General features: G+C 60.3%; 23 protein-coding genes. 3 read left to right on the top strand and 20 right to left on the bottom strand.

What is annotated here, in order from left to right; genetic code table 11:
• Positions 1 to 70: 70 nt before the first annotated feature.
• The 8 genes from JFU47_RS16420 to JFU47_RS16455 all read right to left on the bottom strand — a co-directional run bounded on the left by JFU47_RS16420 (position 71) and on the right by JFU47_RS16455 (position 7,661).
• Entirely contained in the window at positions 71 to 1,519 is a 1,449-nt protein-coding gene (locus JFU47_RS16420; RefSeq protein WP_201184333.1) for an efflux transporter outer membrane subunit, read from the bottom strand.
• The gene (locus JFU47_RS16425) at positions 1,516 to 2,403 is read right to left on the bottom strand and encodes an efflux RND transporter periplasmic adaptor subunit (RefSeq protein WP_201184336.1); all 888 of its coding nucleotides are present in this window, start codon (positions 2,401 to 2,403) and stop codon (positions 1,516 to 1,518) included. The genes JFU47_RS16420 and JFU47_RS16425 overlap by 4 nt, the downstream gene beginning before the upstream one ends.
• Positions 2,400 to 2,609 (bottom strand): DUF1656 domain-containing protein, encoded by a 210-nt coding sequence (locus JFU47_RS16430; RefSeq protein ID WP_033058629.1) that lies wholly within the window; start codon positions 2,607 to 2,609, stop codon positions 2,400 to 2,402. The genes JFU47_RS16425 and JFU47_RS16430 overlap by 4 nt, the downstream gene beginning before the upstream one ends.
• Positions 2,606 to 4,678: an FUSC family protein gene (locus tag JFU47_RS16435; RefSeq protein WP_201184339.1), complete on the bottom strand. Its 2,073-nt coding sequence runs from the start codon at positions 4,676 to 4,678 to the stop codon at positions 2,606 to 2,608. The genes JFU47_RS16430 and JFU47_RS16435 overlap by 4 nt, the downstream gene beginning before the upstream one ends.
• Positions 4,675 to 5,103 (bottom strand): MarR family winged helix-turn-helix transcriptional regulator, encoded by a 429-nt coding sequence (locus JFU47_RS16440; RefSeq protein ID WP_201184342.1) that lies wholly within the window; start codon positions 5,101 to 5,103, stop codon positions 4,675 to 4,677. The genes JFU47_RS16435 and JFU47_RS16440 overlap by 4 nt, the downstream gene beginning before the upstream one ends.
• A gap of 132 nt (positions 5,104 to 5,235) precedes the next feature.
• The gene (locus JFU47_RS16445) at positions 5,236 to 6,711 is read right to left on the bottom strand and encodes a Fic family protein (protein WP_201184345.1); all 1,476 of its coding nucleotides are present in this window, start codon (positions 6,709 to 6,711) and stop codon (positions 5,236 to 5,238) included.
• Positions 6,712 to 6,812: 101 nt separating this feature from the next.
• Positions 6,813 to 7,058 (bottom strand): DUF2789 domain-containing protein, encoded by a 246-nt coding sequence (locus JFU47_RS16450; protein ID WP_140680347.1) that lies wholly within the window; start codon positions 7,056 to 7,058, stop codon positions 6,813 to 6,815.
• 141 nt (positions 7,059 to 7,199) lie between these two features.
• Complete coding sequence (locus tag JFU47_RS16455; protein ID WP_201184349.1) at positions 7,200 to 7,661, bottom strand: aminoacyl-tRNA deacylase; 462 nt, start codon at positions 7,659 to 7,661, stop codon at positions 7,200 to 7,202.
• Between the two features lie 199 nt (positions 7,662 to 7,860).
• Here JFU47_RS16455 and JFU47_RS16460 point away from each other — a divergent pair, with 199 nt between their 5' ends.
• The 3 genes from JFU47_RS16460 to JFU47_RS16470 all read left to right on the top strand — a co-directional run bounded on the left by JFU47_RS16460 (position 7,861) and on the right by JFU47_RS16470 (position 9,864).
• Positions 7,861 to 8,394, top strand: a complete 534-nt coding sequence (locus JFU47_RS16460) for an NfeD family protein (RefSeq protein WP_201184351.1) — start codon at positions 7,861 to 7,863, stop codon at positions 8,392 to 8,394.
• A gap of 2 nt (positions 8,395 to 8,396) precedes the next feature.
• Positions 8,397 to 9,155, top strand: a complete 759-nt coding sequence (locus tag JFU47_RS16465; protein WP_129439535.1) for a slipin family protein — start codon at positions 8,397 to 8,399, stop codon at positions 9,153 to 9,155.
• Between the two features lie 325 nt (positions 9,156 to 9,480).
• Complete coding sequence (locus tag JFU47_RS16470; RefSeq protein ID WP_201184354.1) at positions 9,481 to 9,864, top strand: DUF6124 family protein; 384 nt, start codon at positions 9,481 to 9,483, stop codon at positions 9,862 to 9,864.
• A gap of 72 nt (positions 9,865 to 9,936) precedes the next feature.
• Here the strand turns inward: JFU47_RS16470 and JFU47_RS16475 are convergent, their stop codons facing one another.
• From JFU47_RS16475 to JFU47_RS16530, 12 genes are all read right to left on the bottom strand, one after another.
• On the bottom strand, positions 9,937 to 11,508 hold the full coding sequence (locus tag JFU47_RS16475) for a glycosyltransferase family 39 protein (protein ID WP_201184356.1): 1,572 nt from the start codon (positions 11,506 to 11,508) through the stop codon (positions 9,937 to 9,939).
• Between the two features lie 270 nt (positions 11,509 to 11,778).
• On the bottom strand, positions 11,779 to 12,363 hold the full coding sequence (locus tag JFU47_RS16480; protein WP_201184359.1) for a hypothetical protein: 585 nt from the start codon (positions 12,361 to 12,363) through the stop codon (positions 11,779 to 11,781).
• Positions 12,364 to 12,514: 151 nt separating this feature from the next.
• Positions 12,515 to 14,092: an efflux transporter outer membrane subunit gene (locus JFU47_RS16485; RefSeq protein WP_201184362.1), complete on the bottom strand. Its 1,578-nt coding sequence runs from the start codon at positions 14,090 to 14,092 to the stop codon at positions 12,515 to 12,517.
• Positions 14,089 to 15,159: an HlyD family secretion protein gene (locus tag JFU47_RS16490; RefSeq protein ID WP_201184365.1), complete on the bottom strand. Its 1,071-nt coding sequence runs from the start codon at positions 15,157 to 15,159 to the stop codon at positions 14,089 to 14,091. Before JFU47_RS16490 ends, JFU47_RS16485 begins: the two co-directional genes overlap by 4 nt.
• 26 nt (positions 15,160 to 15,185) lie before the next feature.
• On the bottom strand, positions 15,186 to 16,721 hold the full coding sequence (locus tag JFU47_RS16495; RefSeq protein ID WP_201184368.1) for an MFS transporter: 1,536 nt from the start codon (positions 16,719 to 16,721) through the stop codon (positions 15,186 to 15,188).
• A 220-nt stretch (positions 16,722 to 16,941) separates the two neighbouring features.
• Positions 16,942 to 17,862, bottom strand: coding sequence for a LysR family transcriptional regulator (locus JFU47_RS16500; protein WP_201184371.1), 921 nt, complete (start codon positions 17,860 to 17,862; stop codon positions 16,942 to 16,944).
• Positions 17,863 to 18,063: 201 nt separating this feature from the next.
• Positions 18,064 to 18,930, bottom strand: a complete 867-nt coding sequence (locus JFU47_RS16505) for an ABC transporter permease (RefSeq protein WP_201184374.1) — start codon at positions 18,928 to 18,930, stop codon at positions 18,064 to 18,066.
• Positions 18,931 to 18,950: 20 nt separating this feature from the next.
• Positions 18,951 to 19,811: an ABC transporter ATP-binding protein gene (locus tag JFU47_RS16510; protein WP_201184376.1), complete on the bottom strand. Its 861-nt coding sequence runs from the start codon at positions 19,809 to 19,811 to the stop codon at positions 18,951 to 18,953.
• Between the two features lie 5 nt (positions 19,812 to 19,816).
• The gene (locus JFU47_RS16515; RefSeq protein ID WP_046047244.1) at positions 19,817 to 20,842 is read right to left on the bottom strand and encodes an ABC transporter substrate-binding protein; all 1,026 of its coding nucleotides are present in this window, start codon (positions 20,840 to 20,842) and stop codon (positions 19,817 to 19,819) included.
• Positions 20,843 to 20,860: 18 nt separating this feature from the next.
• Positions 20,861 to 21,757 (bottom strand): TauD/TfdA dioxygenase family protein, encoded by an 897-nt coding sequence (locus tag JFU47_RS16520; RefSeq protein WP_201184379.1) that lies wholly within the window; start codon positions 21,755 to 21,757, stop codon positions 20,861 to 20,863.
• A 303-nt stretch (positions 21,758 to 22,060) separates the two neighbouring features.
• Positions 22,061 to 23,428, bottom strand: a complete 1,368-nt coding sequence (locus JFU47_RS16525) for an HlyD family type I secretion periplasmic adaptor subunit (RefSeq protein ID WP_201184382.1) — start codon at positions 23,426 to 23,428, stop codon at positions 22,061 to 22,063.
• On the bottom strand, positions 23,418 to 25,574 hold the full coding sequence (locus JFU47_RS16530) for a type I secretion system permease/ATPase (RefSeq protein WP_201184385.1): 2,157 nt from the start codon (positions 25,572 to 25,574) through the stop codon (positions 23,418 to 23,420). Before JFU47_RS16530 ends, JFU47_RS16525 begins: the two co-directional genes overlap by 11 nt.
• Position 25,575 lies beyond the last annotated feature (1 nt).

Consider the following 25,575-nt stretch of genomic DNA (forward strand, 5'->3'; position numbering starts at 1 on the left):
CATGACCAACGCGAGCCTTGATTGATGAGTTCGACGCGCGACCTCATCAAATCAAAGCATAGCAACGGCCTCAGGGTTTGCCGGAGTTCGTGCCTTGCGTTCGTCCGCTTTCCCAGCCGCCGCCCAATGCCAGGAACAAATCGATCTGGCTCATGGCAACCTGCGTGCTGGCGGAAGCCAGTTGCGCCCGCACGTCGGTGTAGGTGCGGGTCGCTTGCAAGTCCGCCAGGAACGATGCGCGGCCAGCCTGGAAGAAGCGGTGGGTCTGGTCTGCGGCCAATTGCGCCGACTGCTCGGCGTCGGCCAGCGCGTCGCGACGTTGCAGCAACGCGGAGTACTGGGCCAGACCGGTTTGGGTTTCGCGGATGGCGTTGAGCACCACGCCATCGAAATGTGCCAGCGCGCCTTGGGTGGAGGCTTCGGCCTCGCGGATTCGCGCCCGGGAGCCGTTGGACGGCACGGTCCAGGTCAGCAGCGGCCCGAAGCCCCAGCGATTGGTCGCCGGTTTGCCGAGGTTTTCCAGGATGCCGACGGTACCGACGGTCGCGCCGATGCTGATGTCCGGGTACAACTCGCCGGTGGCGATGCCGATGCCAGCGGTCGCGGCAGCCAGTCGTCGCTCGGCCTGCCGCACATCAGGACGGCGCTTGAGCAACGTTGCGCCGTCACCGACCGGTAATAATTGCGCAATCTTTGGCAGCTCCGCGCAGCGGTCGGTGCCGGCTGGCAGTTGCTCCAGCGGTTTGGCCAACAGCATCGACAAGCGGAACAACCCGGCCTGACGGGCCGCCTCATAACGCGGCATGTCGGCGCGCAAGGATTTGAATTGGGTTTGTGAGCGGGTCACCTGAGTTTCGTCACCGCGACCAGCGTCACGCAGACGTTGGATCAGCGTGGTGCTCTGGGCTTGCAAGTCGAGGGAATGCTGGGCGATTTCCTGCTCTTCGTTGGCGGCGCAGACTTGGGTGTAGGCCCGAACCACATCGGCTACCAAGGTGATTCGTGCGGTATCCGCCGCGGCTTGCGTCGCATCGGCATTAGCCTTGGCCGCTTCGATGCCGCGTTGCAACGTGCCAAACAGGTCGAACTGATACGAGGTGGTAATGCCAATGTCGCCGACGTTGGCCACCGGCACTTTCTCCGGCAGCAGGAATGCTTCGCCGGACTCCTGCAAACGCTGGGCGCCCATCTTCACCCCGCCGCTCCAGCCACCGGCCGCTTGAGCTTCATCGACCTGCGCGCGCGCTCGGGAAAGGTTCGCCGCTGCCACGCGTAAATCGGTGTTGGAGGCCATGGCCTGCTCGACCAATTGATCGAGGCGCGGATCTTGATACAAGCGCCACCAATCGCTGGGCACCGGCGCCGAGACGACATTTTTGCCGTTCACTGCCAAGTCGCCCTGCAAATCTTCACGGCGTACGGCGGCCTCGTCCGGCAAGTGATAATCCGGCCCGACCACCTGACAGGCCGACAGCAACAGGCCTAATCCGGCGATAGCCAAACCCGAGGCCCTGCTCATTTCGCGGGCTCCTGCTGGCGGTCATCCATAATAGAAACCGTCGCCGTACGACCGGCAATCATGCGGAAATCCGCCGGCACATCGTCGAAGGCGATCCGCACCGGAATCCGCTGGGCCAGCCGTACCCAGCTGAACGCCGGGTTGACGTTGGGCAGCAAGTTGCTGCCGCTGCTGCGGTCGCGGTCTTCGATGCCGGCGACGATGCTTTCCACATGCCCGCGCAGGCGAGCCCGATCGCCGATCACCCGAATATCGACGCTCTGGCCGACATGGATGCCGTCCAGTTTGGTTTCTTCAAAATAACCGTCGATGTGGAACGAATTGCTGTCCACCACCGACAACACCGGACGCCCGGCGGTGACGAATTCCTGGTTGCGCGGTGCACGGTCGTTGACGTAGCCATCCACCGGGCTGCGGATGGTCGAGCGGTCAAGGTTGAGCTGGGCGCTGTCCACCGCCACCTGAGCTTCCATCAACGCCACTTCGGCGCGGGCCACCCGGGACTGGCTCTCTTCCAGTTGCTCACCGGGCACCAGATTGCCGAGGCCACGGTTACGCTTGGCTTCGCGTTGCGCCTGCGCCAGGGTTTCCTGCCGGTCGGCGACTGCCGCCTTGGCCTGACGCAGGGCCAGTTTGAAACGGTCCTGGTCAATGCTGAACAGCACTTGGCCACGTTTGACTAATTGGTTGTCACGCACGTCGACTCGCTGGATCAGCCCGGACACGTCCGGCGCGATCTGCACGATGTCGGCACGAATGTGGCCGTCGCGGGTCCAGGGCGCGAACATGTAATACATCACCATGCGCCAGACCACGACAACGGCGAAGGTCACGATCAGCAGCGTCAGCACCACGCGACCGATGGTCAAAAAAGGTTTTTTCATGTCATCAGGTATCGACTGAGTGAGTCCACGGCGCCGAGCAGCACAGCGTAGAGAGCCACGTTAAACAATGCCCGGTGCCAGACCAGACGGTAAAAGTGCAGACGCGTCAGCAACCCGTGCACCAGCAGGAACAACACATACGTAATGCCCATCAGCACCAGCAGCGTGGGCAGAAACACCCCGCTGATATCCAGGTCACCGATCATAAAGGCGCTCCATCGATGCCATGGGGAAGCGGTTCTTCGAGCTCGCCGGCGCCGACGAATTCCACCCCTGGCAGCAGCGACAAACGCAGGCCGCTCAAGGCGTGCAGCAGATGCAGACGCGCACCTTCATCGCACTCCGTGTTGAGGGCACGGCGGGTGCGATCCAGGGTCATCAGCAACGGGCTCGGCGCCGGCAACCGTTCGCCAGCCTTGAGGCAGGCCTTGAAATACTCGCCAACCTCGGCCACCACCTGGTGCAACAGCACTTGCGGTATGCCGAGTACTCGCGGCGTATAGGCGAGCAAATCCAGCAGGTTCAGCGCCACGCGCACTTCCCGCAGGGCGATGCCAGTGTCCTGGCCGGTCATGGCCAGGCGCGGCAAATGCTGCATCAGGCGATCGAGCATCTGCACGCCGAGGTGCCGGTGATCGGCCAGCGAAGCCGGTTCAGTGAGGCTGACAATGTCGCGCCAGGCGAAACGGGTCAGGCGCTTGGCCGCCAGTTCGGCGCCGAACGGCCGGGCGATCAGGGTCCAGACGAAGGCGAACAACAAGCCCACGGGACCGGCCAGGTTGGAGTTGGCGAAGCTGAGGAAATCCGCGTCGTAGGCGCCCTGAATACTGATGAACGATGACGTGTTGACGAGGGTCAGCAGCATGCCCAGATAGAACTGCGGTTTTACCGTCAGGGTGCCGATGCAGATAAACGGCACGGCAAACGCCAGCACCAGCATCGGGAAGTCATGCAGGTTGGGCAGGACCAGAAACAGATAAAGACTGGCGAACAACACCGACATCGCCGTCCAGAAAAAGAATCTGAAAATCTGCGGTGCCGGGTCGTCCATCGAGGCGAAAAAGCTGCACGCCACCGCCGCCAGAATCACCGCGGCGCCGCCGTCGGTCCAGCCGAGCAGAATCCACAGCACCGAAGCAACGATGATGGCGGCGACCGTGGACGCCGCCGAATAGAGCATCAGCCCACGGTCGAGAAACGGCGACAGCCGACCGAGCCGCCAGTGCCTATAGACCGCGCGCCAGCTGTCCTGGCTTTCGCACTGGATGGCGTACTGCAGGCTGCGGCAGTCCTGCCACACATCGATCCACTCGCCGAGGCGATACAGGGCGTTGGAGAACAGCAGCTGTTTGCGATCATCCAGCGCTTCGGCGGACGGTTGCAGCGCTTCGAGTTGATCTTTCAGCGCTTGCCAGCGGGCGAGGTCGGCGTCTTTGTGGTCGAGCCATTCGGTGGTCGCCGCCAGCAGCGGCGCGAACTTATCCACAAGCTCCGGCGTGCGCCGTTCAAGGGCATAGAGCGCGTCATCAAGAGCATCAATCACCGGCAGCAAATGAATCATTCGCCCGCGCAGTTCCTTGGTGTTGCGCACCGTTTGCGGCCGTGCGCCTTCGTGGGGCAACTGGCCGATCATCAATTCCAGCGTGTTGAAGGTCGCGACCATCGACGAACGCAGCGCGCTCACTTCGTCTGGCTGCACGTTGCGGCTGAGGAAACGCAGGCTGTAAGTCGAGGCATCGGCAAACCATTTGTTCACCGAATCGTTGAACACCGGCGCCAGCCGCCGAGGCCAGAACATGGCGCCGACCACCGCGGCCACGGCGATGCCGAGGAAGATTTCTTCCGTCCGCGCTTCGGCCACGTCCCACACCCCCAACGGGTTATCCACCACCGGCAGGGCGATCAGCGGCAAGGTGTAACCGGCGAGCATCAGCGCGTAGCTGTTGGCCGTGCGCAGGTGCAGCGACAGAAACAGCAGAATCCCGGTCCACAGCGCGATGACCACCACCAGCACATAGGGGCTCTGGACGAACATCGGCACGAAAAAAACCGCAGCCGCGGCACCGAGAAGGGTGCCGACCGCGCGGTACAGCGCCTTGGAACTGGTAGGGCCGAGAAACGGACTGGAAACGATGTAGACCGTGGCCATCGCCCAGTAAGGCCGGGGCATTTGCATGAGCATGGCGATGTACAACGCGATCATCGATGCCGCGAACGTTCGCACACCGTAGAACCAGTCCCGCGCCGGGGGCATGCCGGTAAAAAATCCGCTCAAGGGCTAATCACCGGCAGATGATTGGCCGATTCAAAAGCCCTCAGCACCCGCAACGCTGCTTCCAGATCACTCTGATCGATCCCTTCGAGCACCTCATGGCGCAAACGCACCAGCTCGACTTCGACGGCTTGCACCAACTCACGACCGGTCTCGGTCAGGCTCAGGCATTTGGCGCGCCGGTCATGGGCGTCTTCGGTGCGGCAGACGTAGCCGGCATGACACAGCTGATCCAGCAGGCGCACCAGGGATGGGCTCTCCATCCCGGCCGCCTGCGCCACCGTCACCTGCCGCACACCCTCGCCCAAACGCCCGATCATCAACAACGGAACGGCGCAGGCTTCGGAGATTCCATAGTTGACCAGCGTGGTCTGGCAGATCTTCCGCCAATGCCTGGCGGCCACCACCATGGAGCTGCTGATGTTCATCTGGAGAGCGTCGAGGTTTTTCGGCACGAGGGGAAACACACACTGTTAGTTTGCTAACTATCAATATGGCATTGGAGGGGAAAGTTGGTCAAGTTTTGAAACAATTCAATTATCAGACGAATGCTTGCCCCCTTAGACATCACTCAACAATCTTCCCGCTTCTCCCTCAATAAAATCTAAAACCTCCTCCGGCACGCTGTACTGAAACTGCTTGCGTCGGTGCTTCGAGACCTTGCCGTCGTTGTCCAGGCACATCATCACCAGCTTCGACAGGTCACTGCCCCGCACATCGAAACGCTGATTTACCGCTTTGACTACACGGTCGTAACGGTCCAGAAACTCGGTTTCCTCACGCAGTTCGATTTCCAGCGCGCGTCGCGCCATCTGCAATGTGAATTCGACGCAGCGGGTGGCGTCCCAGTAGCGATAAATGGATGGGTGGCCGATGAACTCGAAAACCATCTGATCAGCGTCCAGCCAAGTGACATTCCAAAAATCACGAGCAGGTTTTGAGAAGTCCTTCAGCGCTTCCAGGTAATTCGCCTCTTCGTGTTTCATAGCCACGGACACGGGCAGCAGCAAGCCATTTTCCAAGGCTCCGGAATGGCAAAGGGTCTGATGAATCAAGAAACGTGAAAGTCGACCATTGCCATCCATGAACGGATGAAGGAAGACAAATCCGAAAGCGGTCACAGCCGCCGCCACCAGTGGGTCGACTTGCCTTGAAGACTGATTGGCGAAGTTCATCAACTCGTCCATCAGTTCACGACACAGGTCCGGTGCAGGCGGGACATAGCTGACGCCAGCGGCGCCACGCAAACCGTTATGCAGATGATTCTGTTCGTGGCGAAACAGGACAGCTTTGTCGAAAGGATTGGAAACCGTGCTGTTCTGCAATTCGACCAGATAGTCTTCACTCAACTCGCGCCCTTCATGGGCCTGGCGCAGCAGTTGAACAAAGCGGCGAGATTTTTCTTCGCTGGGTTCTTCTTTCTCGATGGCGAAGGAATCACGGGTTTCGTGCAGGTAAGCCCAGTTGGTGGCGCGGTCCATCATTTCGGGCGGCAATGTCGCCATAAAGGCTTTAGCTCGGCCGAGAATGTCGAGACTGAGCAAGGCTTCGAGTTCAGGCGTTCGTTCTACGGTGGCGCAGTTGCGCATAGAACCCAAGCCGTTAAAATCGACGCGCCAGCGACTATTGCGCAGGGCTGGGCCGGTTACATAGCGTTTGGGATCAAATAGTGGAACAACACTGCCCCGAACCGGCATCGAATACTCAAGTTGTTGCCCGGTGAAGCTCTCCCACAAGAAGCAGGCTTTGCGGATGAACACGCCATTCGGGGATTTGGCCAAATCATCCAGCAGTTGCTCAGCAGAAACAGCTTCAAGCGCCTGGGCAAGGATGCAGAGGTTGACGCCTTCGTGCTTGAGGGCAAAGAGAATATGCTCAAGCATCGAACCCTGAGCAGGTGCGACTGACTGGGGAACGGCCAAGCAATCACCAATCAATGTGATACGAGTGACTGGCTTGATCATCGCAGCGCGTTTGGGTGCGAAAGCCTTAAGGCTCAGCGCATCACGCAGGTAGGCGTATCCAACAACAGGCATGGTGAGCGTCCACAGAAAAAATTCACTTGGGCGATTAAAGCCCAGATTTTTTTACCACTCACCAGTTTTTTTTACATATCGCCATTTTCACTCAGATTTTTTTACACCCCCCGCCCCTTCCGCAGCAGCACATCCAACTGATCCACCACCTCCGCCCAATCGGCGTCATCCAGAATTTCGTCACGCAGAAGCTCCGCCTGGCTCTCGCTCCAGAAAAACGCATCAGCCAAATGCAATTCAGGTTTGAGCGGTGAATGGGTGGCGATGAATTTATCGATGCTTTCGGCGTCATCAGGCAGGCCGAGTTGTTTGAACAGGGAGGGGAGGCTGTGGGTTGGGGATTCCATGGTGGGCTCCTTTTTCATGGCAAATGATTGGGTGACTGCTGCGCAGTCAATCGCGAGCAGGCTCGCTCCCACATAGAATCGCGCTCACTCAACTATGGGAGCGAGCCTGCTCGCGATGGCGATGTAACTGACGCCGCAAAACTACTGACTCAACTCGCACACTTCAGCATGCGGCACCATTTTCAGATATTCCGGCACGCTCATGTGTACCAGGTTGTTGTGGTTACCAGCCTCCAGGTAAATGTCTTTCTGCCGGGTCAGTAGTGGGTCGATGACCATGTCCATGCCATAGGATTCGCCCAACGCAGGCACGGCGCCGCGTTCGCAATCCTGGAACAGATGCGCCAGGGTGCTTTCCCGGGTGATCTGCCATTCGCTGCTGCCACGTACTTTGCTCAGGTCCAGGTGACGGCTCGCTGGCAGCACAGCCATCAGGTAATGGCCGTGGTGGTCGTCGAGGATCACCGATTTGGCCACCCGTTCGGCAGGAATGCCTGCGACCCGCGCCGTTTCAAGGCTGCTGGCCGAGTGCGGATGGGTGACGACGTCAAATTCGCAGTGAGCCTTATTCAGGCTGTCCTGCACTGTTCTTGCCATACGCATGATGCACCTCGGTGTCCGCAACAACTGTTCGCGGACGATGGTTAAACTTTTTCTCTCCACTAAAAAGTCTAGGCCCGCTGGCGCAATCGCGCGGGAAATCTGCCCGCCGGAACACGGTCAACAACTGATCAAAATTCGTACAACCCAGGGCTCAGCTAGACTGTATAAAGAACCATCAATGACTCTCCTGGAGGGTCACGTGAACACTCGTTGTTGTGCAGTTGCGTTGCTGTTGGCCTTGAGCGGATCGGTTTTCGCGGCGGACACCGTCGTCCTGCTGATGCCCAACCCCGTCGGGATCTGGCTGATCACGTTCGGCATCGCGTTTCTGATCGCCGAGGCGGCCTTGCCCAATTACGGCGTGATCGGTCTGGGCGGCATTGTGATGTTCGTGATCGGTGCGGTGATTCTGACCAACACCGAGGTGCCGGTTCCGTTGATGATCGGCCTGGGACTTGTCAGTGCCCTGCTGCTGATTTTCCTGCTGATCCGTGCCCTGAAAACCCGACCGCGCCACAACGTCAGTGGTGATGCCGAACTCATTGGCAGCGTGACCCCGGTGATGTCGTTACAAGCCGGCAACGCCTGTAACGGCTGGGTGCACCTGCAGGGAGAACAGTGGCAAGTACTCAGCGCCACGCCACTGCGACCCGGGCAACAGGTCCGGGTGGTGGCACGCAAGGGATTATTGCTGCAAGTGGCCGCGGCTGACGCGGCGCCGGGTGGAGAATAACCATGGGCCTGCAACTGGGTTTTGCCGCGCTGCTCTTACTGGTGATTGCACTGGCGGGGTCGACCTTCCGCATCCTGCGCGAATACGAGCGCGGGGTGGTCTTCCAGCTCGGGCGCTTCTGGCAGGTCAAAGGCCCTGGCCTGATCCTGCTGATTCCGGTGGTGCAGCAAATGGTTCGCGTCGATTTGCGCACCGTGGTCCTCGACGTGCCGCCACAAGACGTGATCACCCGCGACAACGTCTCGGTCAAGGTCAACGCGGTGCTGTATTTCCGCGTCCTCGATCCGCAGAAAGCGATTATTCAGGTTGAAGACTTTCTCATGGCCACCAGCCAATTGGCTCAGACCACGTTGCGGGCAGTGCTCGGTAAACACGAACTCGATGAACTGCTGGCCGAACGGGAGCGGTTGAACATCGACATCCAGCAAGTGCTCGACGCCCAGACCGACGCCTGGGGCATCAAGGTCGCCAACGTCGAGATCAAGCACGTGGACCTCAACGAATCGATGATCCGCGCCATCGCCAAACAGGCCGAAGCCGAACGGGAACGCCGGGCCAAGGTGATTCACGCCGAAGGCGAATTGCAGGCCTCGGAAAAACTCATGCAGGCCGCCGAAATGCTCGGGCGCCAGCCTGGGGCCATGCAGCTGCGGTATATGCAGACGCTGAGTTCGATTGCCGGGGACAAGAGTTCGACGATTGTCTTTCCGTTGCCGATTGAGTTGCTCAAGGGGATGGCGGATTTGTCGTCCAAGCCCTGACCTTTCCTACAGACACCAACGTCCGGTCATCCCATCGGAGATTTCCTTCAAGTTGTAGCGGTGTTGGTGAACTTGTTCCGGTCCGAACCCAGGTCTAGTCTGGCCTTGTCACTGAAAAAACGGTGACACGGACGTGCAAGTCCGACGAAACTGTTTAGGTCGCAATTGCCATGGCTCACTGCTTTATGGCGGCTGCGCGCAGGAGATCCTCGGATCTGCTGGGTGTCCTAAACAGTCCCGGTCTTGCACACCTGCGCACGGCCGCCACCCTATTCGCGTGCAAACGAACGGTGGCGGTTCCAATTTACTGTTTAGGGAGTTTTATATGTTCAAGGTAACGCCAAATCCGCCAGACAACTCTGGCACCCCGTCCGAAGATCTCCTCGAAACCGAAAAACTCAAAGAAGCCGCCGAACGCGCCTTCGCCCACTACTTCCCCCCGACCACCGAAAAGCCGCCCAGGCACCGCAAAGGCAACCTCTTCACCGTCGCCCCCGAGGTCAACACTGAAACCCTTCTGGCCAACGCCGCCGAAGACCTGCTGTCCATCAGCGCCATCGCTGCCAATCTGGCAGACGAAGTGGACGGGACACGGCGCTCGGTAGCCCTGGCGCTCAGCCGCATGGCCGATGGTGTGCAGTTGCTTGTAGAGCGAGCGCTGGATCATTGGGAGGCATCGGAGATCATGCAGGCTCGGGTCAAGGTTTAGCCGGGTAGATTTGTGGTGCATTGACCGCCGCCATCGCGAGCTAACCTGCTCGCGAAGGCTCCGGTTACAAACTCAATGCAACACGAACAAGCGCGCGTTGGCGCCTCCCGCCTGCGTTACGCCAACGTTCTGCCAGCCTGCGGGTAACGGCGCGAATTCGTTCGGCATATCGACGGTGCCGATCAACCACACCCGGCCGGTGCCTTTGGGCAAATCGCCGAGGCTGTCGAGGTAAATATCCTGGGACACCAGCGTGCCAAAACCATAGGCATTCGGCCGACTCGAAACACCCTTGGCCGACGGCGGGGTGTACAGCAGCGGTTTGGCGTCGGTGCGGTTGTAATAGACGTAACTGAGGTACCAGAGCATGTCGCTGGTGACGATCTGGTCACCGGCAACGAAATGCTGGTTCACGTAGTCGACCATGACGCTGATTTGATCGTTGGTATCGACCGTGGCGTTGTTGTTCAGGCCCACCAGTTCGACGCCGATAAACAACACCAGCACCGTCACGGCCAGCACCCGGAAGACCGCGTACAGGCGATCAATGGCCAGCGCGGCAATCATCGGCAGGCCGAGGGCATACGTGGTGAGGTAACGCTCGATGAACACCGGCGAGATAAACGACACCGAAAACACCAGCAACAATGGCAAAACCGTGTAGATCACCACTAATGCACTGCCACGAATGACACTGCGATCCCGCGCCAGCGCCACCCACACCAAGGCCAGCGACGCCAAAGGCAACGTGATGAAAATCCATGTGGGCAGGTTCTCGCCATCGTCCTGGATCAGGAACGACAAGATCATCGAAGGCAACGAGGCGAACGTGACCGGTGTCTCCCATCCCACATCACCATTGGCTTTGAGCTGGTCCATGTGCTGCATCAGATCGATCAGGCTGGGCACCCACGGCAAGTAAACCAACACAATCGCCACGTTCGCCCACCACCAGCCGGGCTGCTGGATATGCCGCAAGCGATAACCAGGCTGTACACGGATCAGCCCCAGATACAGCCAGTGACACAGCACGCACAGGGCGGTGAAGTAATGGGTGTAGAACGCCAAGCTCATCAGCAGTGCGTAAATCACCAGATAGCGCACACGCTCGGGGTGTTTGATCCAGTAAACCAGGGCAATCGTGGCACCGATCAGCCACAACCCCAGCAACGAATACATACGTACTTCCTGGCTGTAACGCACGGCGGTAGGCAGCAGCGCCAACAGGACGCCAGCCAACAACGCGGCGCGGCGAGTGGCGAGCAGGTCCACCAACCAGACGCCCAGCGCAACAGTTGCAATCCCCGGTAGCGCGCTCAGGCTTCGAATCGAAAAAATGCCATTGCCGAACAGCTCGATCCAGCCATGCAGCAGCATGAAATACAGCGGCGGATGCACATCATGGGCGGCATGCGTCCAGATCTCGGCCAGCGAATACTGGCTCAGCAGCAGACTGGAACCTTCATCGCCCCAGACCGCCGCCGCGGTCAGGTCATAAAAACGCACCAGCGTGGCCAATGCCAGGATCGGCAGCAGCCAATGCTCGCGCACCCATCGAAGCAAGCGTTGAACACTCGCCCAGGTGCCGGGTGACGCGTGGGGGCCTTGGGTGCCATCAAGCGGTGTTTCTCTACGTGCCTCCATTGCCTCCCCTCAGACTGCCGGTAAAAAACCTTGATGCTTGCAACCACTGTAGGACAGCGACAGCGCCGTCGTCGATGCTGGCTTTGCGACCAACGACATTCGGCGGCCATGCGGATCCGGGTCTACGCTCTGGCATTGCGTGACTTAGCCACGGAGATGAAAGGAATCGGCTGATCACAAAGGTCTGCCCGGAATACCCGGGCCACCCGCGTCTCGCGCCAGACAACTAACCTGAGGGATGAGCGGAGTCTATGACAGGGTGGAGGGGCGTCAAGCAGCGACCGGATCACTCCCCGCAATTCCCGTTAAAACTACTGCAAACAAAATGCCCCACCAGCACAGCCCCAACACTATCCACAACCAGTTCATCGGGCTGAGTGTCGAATTTTGTCGGCCAGCACTATCACCCGCCAAATGATTGACCGCAGCCTGTACGCGCAACAGGCAACTGACTTGAAGGGCCATAAGGGTTGTCAGCATCACTAGGCTGAGGTGCAAATCCAGAAGCCAGATGCGTGTGGATTGCAAGGCACTGAACAGAATGAAGGCGAGCGCCAGAAACCGCGGATACCACTTGTATCGATGCCCCATGGCATACATGCGACGATCAACCCTCCTGAACAGTGCATAGACAAACCAAACCCCCATAGCTGCGCGCGCAAGCGGCATGACCTTTGTTGCAGTAGCTGACCGGTAAAGTTTCCAGTTTCGATACGACCAGTACAGGGTGTACAAACCGGAGGTCGCGATAAACAAGATCGCGAGCTTGCGTTTAGACACGACGTAGAAGGCGGACAGCGTGTCGTTACCCAAAACGCAGTCTGCAATCGGTGGGGCATAAGGGTCTGGAGTCATGAAGTGATCAGGCTTGGTAGTCATATTGGGCGAAATAGTAATGCCCGTTTTGGGAGGCCAAATCCCACACAAAAAAATCAGGACCGATCCTACGAGTCAGACGGCTGGTTCCCAGTACGTTGGAAAAGCTGTTTTGATTCATACAAGCAAGTCAACGCTGCGCCGACTCCTGCAGCGGATACACCGACTCCCACCCCCCACCCAACGCCTTGTACAACCCGACCATCGCCAGCGACACCCCGGTCGTACTCTCCACAAACTGCTCCTGAGTCGCCAACAACGCACCTTGCACCGTCAGCACGTTAACGAAATCCACTACCCCTTCCACATATTGCTGTTGCGCGGTTCGCAGGGCGATCTGGTTTTGGCGGACGGCTTCGGCAAGGCTGTCGCGACGCAGTTGGCTGGCGTTGTAGGCCGTCAGTTGATCGTCGATTTCATGCCAGGCGCGCAGCACGGTTTGCTGGTAGGCGATGGCGGCTTCCTGTTGTTGGGCTTCGCGCAAGTGCAGTACGCCGCGCAGGCGACCGCCGTCAAACAGCGGCAGGCTGAATTGCGGGCCGATACCGAAGGAACGCGAGCCCCAGGAGCCGAAATCGCTGAGCTGCATGGCTTGCGATCCGATGTTGCCCGACAGGGTGATCCGCGGATAGAAATCACCCTTGGCCACACCGATGCTCGCGGTCGCGGCATGCAGGCGGGCTTCGGCCTGGCGGATGTCCGGGCGGCGTTCGGCCAGTTGCGACGGCAGACCGATAGCAACCTGACGCGGGGTTTGCGGCACCGGGGCGTCTGTGGATAACTCGGCAGACAGCGCTTGCGGCGGCTCGCCCATCAACAGGCTCAAGGCGTTGATCAGTTGCGACTGACGCTGCTCCAGCGCGGGCAGACGCGATTCGATGGCCGCTACCTGGGCGGCGGCTTCGGCGACATCCAGGTCGGTGGCGACACCGTCGGCCAGGCGCAGCTGCGAGAGTTTCAGGCTGTGGCGGGCGACGTCGAGGTTCTCCTCGGTGACGGCTCGCGTACTTTGCACACCGCGCAGCTGAATGTAGTCCTGAGCGGTCTCGGCGAGCACCGACAGCAGCACACCGCGCCGGTCGTTTTCCGCGACTTCCAGGGTGGCGTCGGCGGCTTCGGTTTCGCGACGCACACGACCCCAGAAATCCAGTTCCCAGGACGCGGAGAAGCCTGCGTCCCACAGGTTGTACGCCGAGTCGCCGTTGTGTCCCGACGGATCGTTCAAGCCTTCGCCGCTGTTGCGTTTACGCCCGTAGCTGCCAGTGGCGGCGGTATTTGGGTAACGGTCGGCGGTGATCACCTGACGCACAGCGCGGCTTTGCTGCAAGCGGCTGCTGGCGAGTTTCAGGTCGAGGTTGTCGGTCAGGGCTCGCTGAGTCAGGGCTGAAAGTTTCGGGTCGTGGAAAACTTCCCACCAGCGTTCGTCCATGGTCTCGGCGACGGCTTGGCTGGCGGCAGACCTGGACGGTGTCGACCACTCGGCGATTGGCTGTGCCTGAGGCTTTTGAAAGTCCGGGCCGACGGTGCAGGCTGAAAGGCCCATAACGAGCAAGGCACAAAGGGTGAGTTGAGGCAGCCGGCCTCTTCGCGAGCAGGCTCGCTCCCACAGGGGATCTCCTTTTGTACAGAGATTGTGTGCATTGAACCGATTCAATGTGGGAGCGAGCCTGCTCGCGAAGGAGTCAGAACAGTCGACCAAGATCTTCATCGCTGAGTGACCTCGCGCGAAGTGTGTCCGGCACTTGCCGTATCAATACTCGCCTCAACTGACATCCCCACTCGCAACCGTTCGGCCAATGCCTGACCCGGATCAAGGACGATTTTCACCGGAATCCGCTGCACCACCTTGGTGAAGTTGCCGGTGGCGTTGTCCGGCTTGACCGAGGCGAACGTCACACCCGTGGCCGGTGCGATGCTCTCGACTCGACCGCTCAGGGCCTCACCGCCGAGGCTGTCGACACGCACTTGCACGTCCTGCCCCGGCTGCACGTCGGTCAGTTGAGTCTCCTGAAAATTGGCGACCACATAGGCCTGCGCAAGCGGCACCACCGCGAGGATTTTGCTCCCCGGCGTGACATAGGCGCCGACCCGAACGGCGCGCTCGCCGACCATACCGTCCTGAGGTGCAACGATGCGTGTGTAGGACAGCTCGTAGCTGGCCATTTCCAGCGCCGCTTGCGCCCGTTTCAGCCCACCTTCCGCCGCGTCACGCTGGGCGGTGAGGATCTCCACCTGTTTGCGTTCCGCCGCCAGCACCGCCGTCACGTTAGCCAGCCGCGCGGTGGCCTGATCGATGCGAGTACGCGCTTGTTGGGCGTTCTGCACCGTGCCCGCGCCCACTCCGGCGAGATGGTTGTAGCGGTTCAATTCATGCTCGGCGAAGGCCATTTCAGCCTTGGCCGACACGACCGTGGCCTGGGCTTGAGCGATCACCGAAGCCTGGCGTTCAAGGGTCGCACGGGCATTTTGCAGTTGCGCCCTGGCCACCAGGGTTTCAGCGTCTGCCGCTTGGGCGGCGGCACGCAAATCCCGGTCATCAATCAACGCCAGCAGCTGCCCGGCCTTGACCTGCTGGTTGTCCTCCACCAGCACTTCCTTGATGAACCCGGCCACGCGCGGCACCACCAGCGTGAAGTCCGCCGAGACAAAGGCGTCATTGGTGTTCTGTTGCGTGCGCTTGCCGAACAGGCCGGGCGCCAGCCAATACACCAGCACACCGAGCGCCACCACCACGGCGACGCCAACAGCCACTTTTTGCTTTGATTGAGTCGTCATAAAAACCTTCTGTTTCAGCGAAGCATTCAAGTCGGCGCGCGCGGCGGATAGATCCGCGTCGGCAGCCAGAAAATCAGCAGGATCAGCGCCAGTGCGACGCCGGCCATGCACAGATAAAGATCCGATGCCGTCAGCACCACGGCCTGCTCATGCAGCCGGTGGGCAAGGCCCGCGCTGTCGGTGTCGACCAGGGGTGAGTTGCCGAGGTTGTCCACCAGCATCACCGAGTGGAAATGCAGCCTTGAGGTGGTCAACGCCTCCAGCACACCGGTGGCGATCACCGCCGCCAGGCCTTTTACGGTGTTGAACCAGGCTGAAGCGAAGGGCCCTTCCATCGGGCTGATGCTGCCGGTGGAAAGCATCAACAGCGGCAGCACCGCCATCGGCTGACCGAAGATTTGCAGCAGTTGCAGCACGTAGAAGTCGTCGCGTATCCACACCGACGTCAGCTGCGACCCACCGATGCAGGACAGCGTCAGCATGCTCAGGCCGATCCCCAGCACCCAACGGCAATCGACCCAGCGCAGGTTGCACAGTGCCGCCACCAACGGCAGCGCGATCAACTGCGGCAACGCCGCCAGCAACATGATCGGCGCGGTCTGAACCGGGCGATAACCCTGCACCTGCGCCAGGTAGCTGGACGGAATGATGATCACCGCCAGCAGCACCACCAGCACTCCGGCCAGGGTCAGCAAGGCGAACGACAGGTTGCGGATGCCGAGCATCTGCAGCTTGAAAAACGGCATTGGTTGCGACCATTCGTTGATCAGGAACAGCACCAACAGCAGCAACCCACCGCCGAGCAATCCGCAGATCAGGCTCGACTCGAACCAGTCCAGCCGATTGCCTTGCAAAATACCGATCACCAGCATGCAGATCGCCGGAAAACCCAGCAGCACGCCGCGCCAGTTGAATTGTTTGAAGCGCTCCAGGCGCAACGGGTCCTGGGGCAAGCCATACGCCACCGCGACCATGGCGATCAGGCACGGTGCGATGATTTGCCAGAAGGTCCATTGCCATCCGACGTGTTCGGTCCACAACCCGGCCAGTGGGGTGCCGAGCCCCGGGCCGAACGTAGCGGTCAGGGCATAACCGGCCAGACCATAAAGCTTCACGTTGGCCGGCAAAAAGCGCAGCGCCACGGTCATCAGCATCGGCGGCAACGCACCGCCCGCCAGGCCTTGCAAGGTGCGCATGACCAGCAGGCTTTCATAGTTTGGAGCGAACGGGCACAACACACCCAACAGGGTGAATGCGCTGATGGCGCAGAGGGTGAACCGCCGCAGCGAGAACGTCACCGCGCACCACGGCGCGAAAGCCATGGCCGCCACCGAAGTCGCGGTGTAACTGGCAACCAGCCAAGTGCCTTCGTCGTAGCCGATGGCCAACGCGCCGCGGATGTCGGCCAGGGCAACCTTGGTCACCATTTCGTTCAGGCCCGACACCAGCACCGCCAATAACACGCCCACCAGGCCGATGATGATCCGTGGACCAAAGGCCGGTGGCGTAACGGCAGCCGGGCTGGCCGCGGCGAGAGGCGCCGTGACCGTGAGGGAAGTCATGTACTGCAAGCTCCGGGGTTTGAATACCGAAGCATTTTAAGAAGCGCGGGACCTTACGAAAATTGACTTATTGGCAGCTTATAAGTGCGCCAGACGCAGCAATACAGAACCCTGTGGGAGCGAGCCTGCTCGCGAATGTGGTGTGTCAGTCAACGTGATGTTGAAAGTGATGGCCCCTTCGCGAGCAGGCTCGCTCCCACAGGGGGGACAGCGTTCAATTTCACGCGGGTTGTGCGGCCAGCCACGTCGCGTCGCAACAGGCTTTTAGGGTTTCGCGCAGCCAGCGATGGGCCGGGTCTTTGTCGAAGCGCGGGTGCCAGGCCTGGGTCAGCATCAGGGTGGGCAAGGGAATCGGCAGCGTGAAGGACCGCAGCTTCAGACCCAGGCGCTGGACGCTCAGCAATGCCTCCTTGGGTACCGGCAGAATCAAATCGGAATCAGGCAAGGCAAACATCGCCGCATGGAAACTCGGCGCAATCACCGCCACCCGCCGTTCCAGCCCCAAGGCGTTGAGCGCGGTATCGATCGGGCCACGGGCGATGCCGCGACGGGACATGCTGATATGGGAAAACCCGGCGAAACGTTCGGCCGTGATCTCCTCGTCGAACAGCGGATGGTCTTCGCGAACCAGGCCGACAAAATGAGTAGAGAACAGATTCTGAATCTTCACTTCCGGGGTCAACGGCCGGGTATTGCTGATGCTCAGGTCGATCCGCCCTTCGCGCAGCGCTTCGTCATCGCCATCGCCTTCCGGCACAAAACGCAGTTCGCAGTGCGGCGCCTGACGATCCAGAGTGTCGAACAGCTTTCCGCCGTAAACGCCGACGAAAAAGTCATTGGCGCGAATACTGAACCGACGGCGCAACGTGCCCAGCTCCACCGCATCGGCCGAGCGAAACAACAGCGCGGCCTGTTCCACCACGTCACGCACCTGCTCGCGCAACGCCAGCGCCTTGGGCGTCGGCACCAGGCCACGACCGGCGCGCACCAGGATCGGATCGCCGATGGCCTCGCGAATGCGCGTCAGCGTCCGGCTCATCGCCGCCGGGCTGAGGTTCATCCGCCGTGCGGCCCCCACCACACTGCCCTCGTCGAGCAACGCATCGAGGGCGACCAACAAGTTCATGTCCGGGAGTTGCATACTGAGCACTCGTGTCTGATCTGGATTGATGCAGACGCAATGCTAGCAAACATCCCTTGGTTGGGTGTTGACTGGCCTGGCCCCTTCGCGAGCAGGCTCGCTCCCACAGTGGATCTTGAGCGGATACAGATTTTGTTTTCGACACAAAACCTGTGGGAGCGAGCCTGCTCGCGAAGGGGCCAGACCAGACACCATAGAACTTTACCGCTGCATCCCCCAACGCTTCACCGTGACCCGCTCCAACGTGCTGAACACCAGGTTTTCCACCAGCAAGCCGATCAGGATCACCACCGCCAACCCGGCAAACACCTTGTCGGTGTACAGCTCATTGCGGTTCTGGAAGATGTACCAGCCCAAGCCGCCCTTGCCGCTGGTGGCACCGAACACCAGTTCGGCGGCGATCAGCGTGCGCCAGGCGAAGGCCCAGCCGATTTTCAGTCCGGCGAGAATCGATGGCAGCGCTGCCGGGATCAGGATGAACAGCACGAAGCGCATGCCTTTGAGGCCGTAATTGCGTCCGGCCATGCGCAGGGTTTCCGAAACGCCAAGAAACCCGGCATAGGTATTCAGCGCCAAGGCCCAGAGCACCGAATGCACCAACACAAAAATAAGGCTGTTCTGCCCCAGGCCAAACCACAGCAGCGCCAACGGCAACAACGCAATCGCCGGCAGCGGGTTGAACATCGAGGTCAACGTACTCAATAGGTCGCGACCGAACTGTGTCGACACCGCCAGCGTGGTCAGGGCAAACGCCAGGACGATGCCGATCAGGTAACCCTTGAGCAACACCACCAGCGAAATCCAGACTTTGCCCAGCAACTCGCCACTGAGCAAGCCGCCATACAGCGCGCTCCCGGTTTGCAGAAAACTCGGCAGCAGCAGGTCGTTGTCCTGAACACGGGCAACCACCTCCCACAGGACCGCGAGCAACATCAGGATCAGGCTTTTGCGTAACCAGCCTTGTTGCCACAGGCGCTGCCCGAGCGGCAATTCACGCTCCAGCGGCACACTCGTCAGTGGCTGCAACACTGTTTCAAATTCTTCACGCGGGGATGATAAAAGGCTCATCGGGCACTCCTCTCAATGGCTCAATAAGCGATGCGGATGTCGGAGAAATCCAGCTCACGCTCGGTTTGCAGGGACTGACCTTCATCGAACAACAACCGATGAATGCGCCGCGCCGACTCCTGAAAGGCCACGCCGCCGAGGCTGTGCAAGTCGTATTGATGGCTGTGGACTTCCGCCCGCACCCGCCCCGGATGCGGCGACAGCAGCAGGATTCGATTGCCCACCACCAGCGCTTCTTCGATGGAGTGCGTGACGAACAGCAGCGTGAAGCGCACTTCTTCCCAGAGCAGCAGCAATTCTTCCTGCATCTTGCGACGGGTCAGCGCATCGAGGGCGGCGAAGGGTTCGTCCATCAAGAGGATTTTCGGCTGCATCGCCAGCGCCCGAGCAATCGCCACCCGCGCTTTCATGCCGCCGGACAAGGTATGCGGGTAAGCGTCGGCAAACGCCGCCAGACCGACCTTGTCCAGGTAGTGCAGCGCTCGCTCCTCGGCCTCTTTGCGTTTGAGGGTTTTCGAGGCAAGCAGCGGAAACATCACGTTCTGTTTGACGGTTTTCCACGGTGGCAGTTGATCGAATTCCTGGAACACCACGATCCGGTCCGGCCCAGGGGCATGAACGGTTTGCCCCTGAAGACGGATTTCCCCTTCACACGGCTGGATGAACCCGGCGACCGCCTTGAGCAACGTTGATTTGCCGCAACCGGACGGACCGAGCAGCACAAAGCGGTCTGCCGGATCGATTTCAAAACTGACCTGATGGGTCGCACGAACCACACGCTGTGGCGTGCGGTATTCGAGACTGACGTTGTCGACCGACAGCAGCGCTTGGGCTGCCGCGATCGGTTTGCTGACCGTGTGGCCTTGCAAAGGGGCGTTCATCTCGGTCAGCTCCCTTGCAGCGGTTTGGCGTCCTGGAAGAAGTAGTCCTTCCACGAATCCGGTTTGTTTTTGATCGCGCCGACGCGGTAGAGGAACTCGGCCAGCGGGTAAGTATTTTTCGGTGTGACGCTGAATTCGAACTGCGGGTTATCGATGATTTTCAGCAGCGCGGCACGGTCGATTTTGGCCTTGGTGACACGGATGTACGTGTCCGCCGCCGCGCCTTTATCGTTCTGGGCAAACTCGGCCGCCTCAGTCAGCGCCTGGACGAACGCCTTATAAGTTTTCGGGTTCTCGTCGCGGAATTTCTCGGTAGCGAACAGTACTGTCGGCGAGTTCGGGCCGAGCACGTCATTGGAATTCAGCACAACGTGGACGTTAGGGTTGGCCAGCTCTTGATCCTGGAATGGCGGGTTGGAAAAGTGCCCGGTCAACTCGGTGCCGCCGGCAATCAGCGCCGCCGTGGCGTCGGGGTGCGGAACGGCGATGGTGTATTTGTCGAGGCGATTGAATTCCTTGTCGCCCCACTGCTTGGCGGCCGCGTATTGCAGGATGCGCGACTGCACCGACACGCCGACCGCCGGCACCGCGATGCGGTCCTTCTCGGTGAAGTCGGCGATGGTTTTAACCTTGGGATTGTTGCTCACCAGGTAGTACGGGAAGTTGCCGAGGGAGGCGACGGCTTTGACGTTCTGCTTGCCGTGGGTGCGGTCCCAGATGGTCAGCAGCGGACCGACGCCGGCGCCTGCAATGTCGATGGAACCGGAGAGCAACGCATCGTTGACCGCGGCACCACCGGAGAGCTGGGTCCAGTCGACCTTGATGTCGATGCCTTCCTGCTTGCCGTACTTCTCGATCAGGTTTTGATCGCGCACCACATTGAGCAACAGGTAAACAATGCCGAACTGCTCGGCGATGCGGATTTCACCTTCAGCGTGGGCCACGGTCGGCGCCACCAGGCTGCCGGCGATCAGGCTGAAACCCAGGCCGATGGCCGCGGCCAGCGGTGCAAAGGGAAGACGTTTGGACATGAGAGTTTCTCCGACAAATCAGAAAGGCGCGTCGCCCTGGATGGTGGTGCGATACAACTTGCGGCGCAGGTAGCTCGGGCATCCGGCGGCGAGATGAATCAGCGAACGGTTGTCCCAGAACACCAGGTCGTGGGCCTGCCATTGATGGCGGTAGATGTTTTGCGGCAGCACGCTGTGGGCGTAGAGCTCGTCGAGCAGTTGCTTGCTCTCGTCTTCCGGCAAACCAACGATGCGGGTGGTGAAACCCTCACTGACGAACAATGCCTTGCGACCGTTTTCCGGGTGCGTGCGGACGATTGGATGAACCACTTCGGCGACCTGAGCCAGTTGCTCGGGCGTCAGCGTCGGGCGCCAGTTGCCTTCGAATTTGGTCTCGCTGTAACGCGCCGTGTAGGAGTGCGCGGCCGAGCGACCTTCGACGGCTTTGCGCAGCGCTTCGGGCAGGTTGTCCCAGGCTTTGTGCATGTCGGCGAACAGCGTGTCGCCGCCCTCGGACGGCAGCTCCTGGGCGTGCAGCATCGAGCCCAGGCTTGGCAGTTCTTTATAGGAAAGGTCGGAATGCCAGAATTTTCCGGCATCGCCGAGGCCGATGGACTGGCCGTTTTCGATGATGTTGGAAACGATGAGAATTTCCGGATGCCCGGCCAGCAGGAATTGCTTGAGCACGTGGATCTGCAACACACCGAAACGGCGGCTGAAGGCAATGTGTTGCTCGGGGGTAATGCGCTGGTCGCGGAACACCACGACGTGATGATCCAGGTGCGCGCGGTGGATGCGGGCGAAGTCCTGATCATTGATCGGGTGGGACAGGTCGAGGCCGATGATTTCGGCACCGACAGCGCCGCTGAACGGGCGGATGTCGAAGGTTTGCGGCGCGATGTTCGCGGCGCTTGGGGAAACCGTTGCTGCAGACATAAATCACTCCCACGCACGGCACGCTCAAGGGCGCGCGCGTCGATCAAGAAACTCACGGAGGTCCCGTGTTGGTTCGTGTCGTGCGGCGCGCCGATTGGTCGGCAGGTACGCAGGAGAGTGACTTTATAGATATAAGAACTGAAATTTAAATACCGTTAGAGAATAAAGATATGGCTTTTGATTTTTGCCGGTCTCAAGGCCGCCTTCGCGAGCAGGCTCGCTCCCACATGGGTTTTGTGACCGACACAGAACCCATGTGGGAGCGAGCCTGCTCGCGAAGAGGCCTTCAGTCGCGCTCGAGATCTACCGCTCGTGCAGCGCTTCGGCGCGGGCGCGAATGATCGGCTTGAGCAGGTAGCTGAGAATGGTCTTCTTGCCCGTGATGATATCCACCGAAGCCACCATCCCCGGGATGATCAACAACGGCTTTTCATCCGTCCCCAGGTGACTGCGATCAGTGCGCAGTTTGATGATGTAGTAAGTGGTTTTCTTGTCTTCATCGGTAATGGTGTCAGCACCGATCTGCTCAAGCTTGGCTTTGAGCCCACCATAAATGGTGTAGTCATACGCCGTGAACTTCACCGTCGCTTCCTGCCCCGGATGCAGGAAGGCGATGTCTTGCGGGCGAACTTTCGCTTCCACCAGCAAGGTGTCGTCCAGCGGCACGATTTCCACCAGGTCGCTGCCCGGCTGGATCACGCCGCCAATGGTATTCACCAGCAACTTGTTGACGATGCCGCGCACCGGCGAGGTGACCAGCGTCCGGCTGACCCGGTCCTCCAGGGCTTTGCCGGTGGCTTGGGCCTTGTTCAGATCAGTGCGTGCTTCATTGAGTTGAGTCAGTGCTTCACTGCGGAATTTGCCGCGAGTCTCGTCGATCTTGCGCTGCACTTCCTTGATCGCCGATTGGGCGCGAGGAATGGCCAGGGTGGTCGCGTCCAGTTGCCCGCGGGTTTCAACCTCGGCACGCTTGAGTCGCAACACTTCAACCGGCGATACCGCGCCCTGGGCCACCAACGGCTCGGACATGTTGATTTCCTGACGCTGCAACGCGAGACCGCTACGGTACTGCGACTGCTTGGAAGTGAACTCGCGCAGCTCTTGCTGACGCTGGATCAACTGCTCCTCCAAACCGCCAATTTCATCGTGCAACTGCTGGCGGCGGCTGATGTACAGCGACTCCTCGCTGGCGGCCTGACCGGGCACGGCCTTGAGCACGTCAGCCGGAAAATTCAGCGGACGGTCGTCGACTTCCGCGCTCAAGCGTTCTACTCGCAACAGCATCGAGCGTCGATCGGCTTCGGTTTCGCCGACGTTGGAGGCGAATCGCGTGTCGTCCAGGCGAATCAGCGGCGCGCCGGCTTCGACGATCTGCCCTTCGGTCACGAACAACTCGGAGACGATGCCGCCCTCAAGGTTCTGGATTTTCTGGATCTTGGACGAGGGAATCGCCTTGCCGTCACCCTTGGTGACTTCGTCGATCACGGCGAAGTTGGCCCAGAGCATCAGGAACACGAAGAAGCCGATGATCGCCCAGATGGTCAGCCGCACCACCCGTGGGGCGTCTTCGATCAGCGCTTTGTTGACCTCGGGCAGTGGCTGGCCATGCAGCGAATCGGAGCCTTTGAAATAACGGCCGATCGAATTCTTGAAACCCGACTTAAGCAACACTGATCTGCCCCTTCTTCAACGCTTCCATCACCGCGGCTTTCGGGCCGTCGGCGAGAACCTGCCCGCGGTCGATGACGATCAGACGATCCACCAGCGACAACAGCGAAGCCCGGTGCGTCACCAGCACCACGGTTTTGTTTTCAACCACCGCCGCGAGGCGTTGCTTGAGGCGTTCTTCGCCGGTGTTGTCCATGGCGCTGGTCGGTTCATCGAGCAGCAGGATCGGCGGGTTGAGCAACAACGCACGGGCCAGGGCGACGTTCTGACGCTGACCGCCAGACAGGTTCTGCCCACGCTCGCCGACTTGCAGCTCATAACCCTGCGGATGCAGGCGGGCGAATTCGTGGACGCCGGCCAGTTCGGCAGCTTGCAGCACCATTTCGTCTTCGACATAACGCGCGCCCGACACGAGGTTGTCGCGCAGGGTGCCGGCCAGCAGCTGGATGTCCTGGGCCACGTAGCCAATGTTGTGGCGCAATTCGCTGACGTCGATCTGACGGATATCGACGCCATCCACCAACAGGGCGCCATCGTCCGGCTGGTAGAGGCCGACGAGCAGTTTGGCCAGAGAGCTTTTCCCCGAGCCGCTGCGCCCGATGATGCCGATCTTCTCGCCAGGCTTGATGATCAGGTTGATGTTCTTCAGCGCCGCGTTCTGTTGGTTCGGGTAGGTGAAGTTCATCTGCCGGCATTCGATGGCGCCTTGCAGCACTTTGCGGCTCAGTGGACGCTCTTCGAAATTGCGCTCTTGCGGCAGCTCCATCATCTGATCGACCGAGGTCATGGTCACCCGCGCTTGCTGGTAACGCGTCAGCAGGCCGGACAACGACGCCAGCGGGCTGAGCGCGCGACCGCTGAGCATGTAGCAGGCAATCAAACCGCCCATGCTCAGGTGACCGTCGATGATCTGGTACACGCCGAAGACGATCATGATCACCCCGGCCAGTTGCTGGATCAGCAAGGTGATGTTCATCGCCAGACCGGAGAGCATTTTCACCCGCAACTCGAGGCGGCTGAGGGTGCCGATGGTCTGTTCCCACTGATATTGGCGCTCGCTTTCGGCGTTGTTGACCTTCACTGCATCGAGGCCGGCGAGGGTTTCGATCAGGCTCGACTGACGCTCGGCGCCCAGGGCCATGGTCCGCTCCATGGTCGCCACCAGTGGCTTCTGCAAGGCATAGCCGATCAGCAGGGCAATCGGGAACGCCAGCACCGGAATCCACACCAGATGCCCGCCAAGAATGGCGATGACCATGAAGATCAACAGCGTAAACGGCAGGTCGATCAGGCTGGTCAGGGTCAGCGAAGCAAGAAAGTCCCGCAGGCTCTGAAACTCATGGATGTTCTGGGCGAAGCTGCCGACCCGGGCGGGGCGGTACTTCATGGCCATGCCGACGATGCGCTCGAACAACGTGGCCGAGATGATCAGGTCGGTTTTCTTCCCGGCCAGGTCCAGGCAGAGGCTGCGCAGGCTCTTGAGGATCAGGTCAAAAAGATAAGCCCCGGTGATGCCGATGGCCAACACCCACAGGGTGGATTCGGCCTGGTTCGGCACGACGCGGTCATAGACGTTCATCACGAACAGCGGCGCGGCCATGGCAATGATGTTGATCAGGAAACTGGCGGCGATGGCGTCGGCGTACAGCCAGCGCGAACGCTTGAGGGTGTCGCGGAACCACGAGCGCGCACGCGGGATCAGCGTGCCGTGATTGACGTCGAATTTGTGCTGGGGTTGAGCGAAGAACACTTTGCCGATGTAGTCATCGGCCAGCAGTTCGCGGCTGACGACACTTTCGCCGCCATCGCTTTCGCTGAGCAGCAGGCGCGCCTGATCGTCACCTTGCCAACCGAGCAGGACGGCACTGCGACCATCCTTGAGCAACAACAGCGCCGGCATGGCAATCGCCGGGATCTGTTCCAGTTTGCGGACCAGCACCCGCCCTTGCAGGCCGGCGCGAGCGGCCGCGCGGGGCAGCAATTCAACACTCAGGCGCTGCTTGGGCAACGGCAGGCCGGTGGTCAACATCGCGGCGCTGGCCGGTTTTTGATGCAGGGTGCAAAGAGCCAGCAAGCCGTCCAGCAATGGATCGTCGTGCAGCGCGCGTGGATCATGAATGAGTTGAACTCGACTGACTTCTGATTCCACG

Source organism: Pseudomonas sp. TH39(2020) (assembly GCF_016650715.1).
Taxonomy (GTDB): domain Bacteria; phylum Pseudomonadota; class Gammaproteobacteria; order Pseudomonadales; family Pseudomonadaceae; genus Aquipseudomonas; species Aquipseudomonas mandelii_C.

What these genes read in the sequence shown, in the direction of transcription:
- JFU47_RS16420 (WP_201184333.1), bottom strand. Translation starts at nt 1,519, where the DNA reads ATGAGCAGGGCCTCGGGTTTGGCTATCGCCGGATTAGGCCTGTTGCTG.
- JFU47_RS16425 (WP_201184336.1), bottom strand. Translation starts at nt 2,403, where the DNA reads ATGAAAAAACCTTTTTTGACCATCGGTCGCGTGGTGCTGACGCTGCTG.
- JFU47_RS16430 (WP_033058629.1), bottom strand. Translation starts at nt 2,609, where the DNA reads ATGATCGGTGACCTGGATATCAGCGGGGTGTTTCTGCCCACGCTGCTG.
- JFU47_RS16440 (WP_201184342.1), bottom strand. Translation starts at nt 5,103, where the DNA reads ATGAACATCAGCAGCTCCATGGTGGTGGCCGCCAGGCATTGGCGGAAG.
- JFU47_RS16445 (WP_201184345.1), bottom strand. Translation starts at nt 6,711, where the DNA reads ATGCCTGTTGTTGGATACGCCTACCTGCGTGATGCGCTGAGCCTTAAG.
- JFU47_RS16450 (WP_140680347.1), bottom strand. Translation starts at nt 7,058, where the DNA reads ATGGAATCCCCAACCCACAGCCTCCCCTCCCTGTTCAAACAACTCGGC.
- JFU47_RS16455 (WP_201184349.1), bottom strand. Translation starts at nt 7,661, where the DNA reads ATGCGTATGGCAAGAACAGTGCAGGACAGCCTGAATAAGGCTCACTGC.
- JFU47_RS16465 (WP_129439535.1), top strand. Translation starts at nt 8,397, where the DNA reads ATGGGCCTGCAACTGGGTTTTGCCGCGCTGCTCTTACTGGTGATTGCA.
- JFU47_RS16470 (WP_201184354.1), top strand. Translation starts at nt 9,481, where the DNA reads ATGTTCAAGGTAACGCCAAATCCGCCAGACAACTCTGGCACCCCGTCC.
- JFU47_RS16475 (WP_201184356.1), bottom strand. Translation starts at nt 11,508, where the DNA reads ATGGAGGCACGTAGAGAAACACCGCTTGATGGCACCCAAGGCCCCCAC.
- JFU47_RS16480 (WP_201184359.1), bottom strand. Translation starts at nt 12,363, where the DNA reads ATGACTCCAGACCCTTATGCCCCACCGATTGCAGACTGCGTTTTGGGT.
- JFU47_RS16485 (WP_201184362.1), bottom strand. Translation starts at nt 14,092, where the DNA reads ATGAAGATCTTGGTCGACTGTTCTGACTCCTTCGCGAGCAGGCTCGCT.
- JFU47_RS16490 (WP_201184365.1), bottom strand. Translation starts at nt 15,159, where the DNA reads ATGACGACTCAATCAAAGCAAAAAGTGGCTGTTGGCGTCGCCGTGGTG.
- JFU47_RS16495 (WP_201184368.1), bottom strand. Translation starts at nt 16,721, where the DNA reads ATGACTTCCCTCACGGTCACGGCGCCTCTCGCCGCGGCCAGCCCGGCT.
- JFU47_RS16500 (WP_201184371.1), bottom strand. Translation starts at nt 17,862, where the DNA reads ATGCAACTCCCGGACATGAACTTGTTGGTCGCCCTCGATGCGTTGCTC.
- JFU47_RS16505 (WP_201184374.1), bottom strand. Translation starts at nt 18,930, where the DNA reads ATGAGCCTTTTATCATCCCCGCGTGAAGAATTTGAAACAGTGTTGCAG.
- JFU47_RS16510 (WP_201184376.1), bottom strand. Translation starts at nt 19,811, where the DNA reads ATGAACGCCCCTTTGCAAGGCCACACGGTCAGCAAACCGATCGCGGCA.
- JFU47_RS16515 (WP_046047244.1), bottom strand. Translation starts at nt 20,842, where the DNA reads ATGTCCAAACGTCTTCCCTTTGCACCGCTGGCCGCGGCCATCGGCCTG.
- JFU47_RS16520 (WP_201184379.1), bottom strand. Translation starts at nt 21,757, where the DNA reads ATGTCTGCAGCAACGGTTTCCCCAAGCGCCGCGAACATCGCGCCGCAA.